The 3,629-nt window shown below is 64.1% G+C and carries 4 protein-coding genes; 3 read left to right on the top strand and 1 reads right to left on the bottom strand.

The window, feature by feature from the left end; genetic code table 11:
* The 3 genes from EN991_RS27685 to EN991_RS27675 all read left to right on the top strand — a co-directional run.
* Positions 1–778, top strand: a 778-nt coding sequence (locus EN991_RS27685) for a LysR family transcriptional regulator (RefSeq protein ID WP_164769406.1), incomplete at its 5' end; no start/stop codon positions are given.
* A gap of 124 nt (positions 779–902) precedes the next feature.
* Positions 903–1,910, top strand: coding sequence for an LLM class flavin-dependent oxidoreductase (locus EN991_RS27680; protein ID WP_127369943.1), 1,008 nt, complete (start codon positions 903–905; stop codon positions 1,908–1,910).
* Entirely contained in the window at positions 1,907–3,157 is a 1,251-nt protein-coding gene (locus EN991_RS27675) for an LLM class flavin-dependent oxidoreductase (protein ID WP_127369942.1), read from the top strand. The genes EN991_RS27680 and EN991_RS27675 overlap by 4 nt, the downstream gene beginning before the upstream one ends.
* A 12-nt stretch (positions 3,158–3,169) precedes the next feature.
* Here EN991_RS27675 and EN991_RS27670 read toward each other — a convergent pair.
* The coding region (locus tag EN991_RS27670; protein ID WP_206519263.1) for an XdhC family protein at positions 3,170–3,629 on the bottom strand (460 nt) is incomplete at its 5' end.

Genomic DNA, 3,629 nt, shown 5'->3' with positions numbered 1-3,629 from the left:
GTTCAACCGCACCACGCGGCAATTGATGCCGACCGAGCATGGCACGGTTTTTTACGGGGGCGCCAAGCAGGTGCTGGAGGCGATCACCGAGGCGGAAGCCGCGGTCTCTGCCCTTTCCGGCCAGCCGCGCGGCACCATCCGCGTCACGGCACCGCTCGGCCTCGGCCGCCGGCTGGTGGCGTCGGGCATCCCCGATTTCCACGACAAATACCCTGATATCGAGGTGCGGCTGAGGCTCTCGGACCACAATGTCGACATCATGAAGGAAGGCATCGACGTCGCCTTCCGGCTCGGCATCATCGAGGATTCCAGCCTCAGGATGCGCGGCATCATGGAATGCGAGCGCGTGCTGGTGGCGGCACCGAAATATCTCGAAGCGCGCGGCGAACCGATTGAGCCGCAGGAGCTGATCGGCAAGAAGCACGACTGCCTGATGCTGCGTTATTCGGGCGCGCGCGAATATGTGTGGACGCTGCAGACCCCCACCGGCCCGCAGAAATTCGAGGTACACGGGCCCTACGACACCGACGATGGCGACGTGCTCACCGGCTGGGCGCTTTCAGGCCGCGGCATCATCAACAAGCCGCGCTTCGAGGTCGAGCCATTCATCCGCGACCGGCGGCTGAAGGTGATCCTGCCCAGCACGCCACCGACACCGGTGCAGTTCGCCGCCGTCTATCCGCACAAGAAGCTGCAGGATCCAAAAGTGCGGCTGCTGCTCGACTTCATGGCCGAGCGCTGCCAGCGGCTGATCAACGATCTGCTTGCTGGCAAATAAAGGCTGGCCGGCAAATAGGGACTGGCCGGTAGGTGAGCGGCGGTTTGGCCCAGCGCCGGCGGTTGCCATCCCAGGATGTGGCGAACATAGTTCGGGTGGCATTTCATCTCATAGGGAACCCTCGATGGACAACGGCGCCACAATGCATCTTGCCGTTTCGCTCGCCGATCCATCCCTCGAGACTGGGTTGGAATTCAGCCGCCTGGCTGGTTTCGTGCAAAAGGCTGAAGCAGCCGGGCTGGACATGGTGCTGCTTGCCGATGCCGTGCCAGCGTCCGAAAGCGAAGCCGCGAACAAACGGATGCCCTTCGAAGCGACGACCTTACTGGCCGCTCTGGCGACTGTCACAAGCAGGATCGGCCTGGTTGCGGCTGCCTCGACAATTGCCCACCAACCCTACAATCTGGCACGCCGTTTCGCTTCGCTCGACGTTATCAGCCACGGCCGCAGTGGCTGGAACGCAACCATGACGCAAGCGCCACGGGAAGCAGCCAATTTCAGCCGGCCCGAAGGATTTTCGCCTAACGATTTCCGCCGTCGCAGTGAGGAATATATCGGCATCGTGCAAGGTCTGTGGCAGGGCTGGGATGCGGACGCGCTGCTGTTCGACCAGAGCGGCGGCCGCTTCCACGACCCCGAAAAGATGCACCTGCTGGAGCACAAGGGCGAATTCTTTTCCGTGCGCGGACCGCTGAACGTCGCCCGGTCGCCGCAGGATACGCCAGTGCTCGTCTTGTCGGGCCTGCAGGAATCCGACTTCGATATTGCCACTCGCACCGCCGATGTCATCCTGCTGGACGGCGGACTGGTGGAGGGCGCGACCGAACGCTATGACGATATCAGGCGCCGTGTCACGGCGTGCGGACGCACTCCCGATGCTGTGAAAGTGCTGACGAACGTCGCGCTTATCGCCGATAGTAAGCCGGCTGCCGTCGCCGAGAGGCTGGAAAAGGAATTCCTGGCGAAAAGCTGCGACGGGTTCAACATCCTGATGCCGGCACAGCTTTCAGCGCTCGACGATTTCGTCGGCTTGGTTCTGCCGGAACTGCGGCGGCGTGGCCTGGTTCGAGAAAGCTATCGCGGAAAAACGTTGCGCTCGCATCTCGGGCTTGCCGGCGGAGGTGACCGATGACCGCTCGCCAGATGAGGCTGGGCGCCTTCCTGTGGGCGACAGGCCACCACATCGCCGCCTGGCGCCATCCCAAGGCACACGTCACCGCCGGCATCGACATCGACCATTACATCGCATTGGCGCGCACGGCGGAGACGGCAAAATTCGACATGGTGTTCTGCGAGGACGCCGCCGGCCTGCGTGAAGCCAATATCGGCATTGCCAGCCAGACGTCGCGCTCGATCGGTTTCGAGCCGATCAGCCTGCTCTCGGCGCTCGCCGTCCAGACCAGCCGCATCGGCCTCGTCTCGACAGCGTCGACAAGCTACAACGAGCCCTATGGGCTGGCACGAACCTTCCTGTCGCTCGACCATCTGAGCGGCGGCCGGGCCGGCTGGAATCTGGTCACCTCGGCCAGCCCCATCGAAGCAGCCAATTTCGGCGCGACGGGCCTCAAGCCCCATGCCGACCGCTACGAACGGGCGCGCGAGTTCGCCGAGGTGGTGACCGGCCTGTGGCACGGCAAGGCTTCCGGCCATAACGGCCAGAGCTTTTCGGTTCGCGATCCGCTCGACCTGCCGCGCTCGCCGCAGGGCGCGCCGGTGATGGTTCAGGCCGGCGCCTCGGATGTCGGCCGCGACCTTGCCGCCCGCACCGCCGATGTGGTGTTCACGGCGGCGCAGACCTTCGAGGAAGCCAAGGCCTTCTATGACGATCTCAAAGGACGTCTGCCGGCCTACGGGCGCGAGCCGGACGACATCAAGATCATGCCGGGCGTCGCACCGGTGGTGGCGGAGACCGAAGCGGAGGCCCGTGAAAAATACGAGGAATTGCAGGAGCTGATCCCCGACGATGTCGGCGTGGCGCTGCTGTCCAGCTATCTCAGCATCTCCGATCTGTGGCGCTATCCGATCGATGGGCCACTGCCGGAACTGCCGGAGAGCGAGGGGATGAAGAGCAGGCAAGCGCTGGTGATCGAGCAATCGCGCCGCGACGGCCTCTCCATCCGCCAGCTCGCCCGGCATTTTGCCGGCGCGCGGGGCCATTGGCGCATCGTCGGCACAGCGGCCCAAGTCGCCGACGAACTGCAGACGCGGTTCGAGGGTGGGGCGGCCGACGGTTTCAACGTCATGCCCTCATATTTCCCCGGGGAACTCGATGCCTTTGCCACGCTCGTCGTGCCGGAGTTGCAGCGGCGCGGCCTGTTCCGGACGGAATACCAGGGCCGCACGCTGCGCGACCATCTGGGTTTGAAACGGCCGGTTTAGCTGCGGCGCAGCTTAGCCTGCCATCACCTTGCCATGCGGAATTTGATGGTCGGCATTTAAGGCTGCGTTGTGATTGACCAGCGCCGTCATGATCTCGGCCGCAGCCAGCGCCGCGATGACCTGAGGGCGCTTGTCCTTGACGGTGTCGCCGCCAATTGGCGAGACGAGGCGGGCAAACTCGGCCTGGCTGCCGTCCGCCGATTTCAGGAACCAAGTCCTGAACGTCGCTTTCTTGGTCTTCGAGCCGATCATGCCGACATAGGCGGTGTCACCGCGTTTCAGCGCTTCCGCGACGATCAGGAAATCCAGCGCATGATCGTGGGTAAGGATGGCGAAGGCGGCGCCGGCGGGGGCATTCCGCACCATCGCTTCCGGCATAGCTGTCAGCCGTGTCTCGATGGTTTCGGGCATGCCTTCCAGTGCTTCGGCCCGCGTCTCGATGACGACGCCGTGCACGGGAAGAAGTGCGATC

The sequence above is a fragment of the Mesorhizobium sp. M7A.F.Ca.US.005.03.2.1 genome, assembly GCF_003997795.1.
GTDB classification, from domain to species: domain Bacteria; phylum Pseudomonadota; class Alphaproteobacteria; order Rhizobiales; family Rhizobiaceae; genus Mesorhizobium; species Mesorhizobium ciceri.
This window is presented reverse-complemented; position numbering and strand designations above follow the sequence as displayed.

Bases quoted from the DNA above. Each gene is read 5' to 3' on its own strand.
- EN991_RS27680 (WP_127369943.1), top strand. From the start codon at position 903: ATGGACAACGGCGCCACAATGCATCTTGCCGTTTCGCTCGCCGATCCA.
- EN991_RS27675 (WP_127369942.1), top strand. From the start codon at position 1,907: ATGACCGCTCGCCAGATGAGGCTGGGCGCCTTCCTGTGGGCGACAGGC.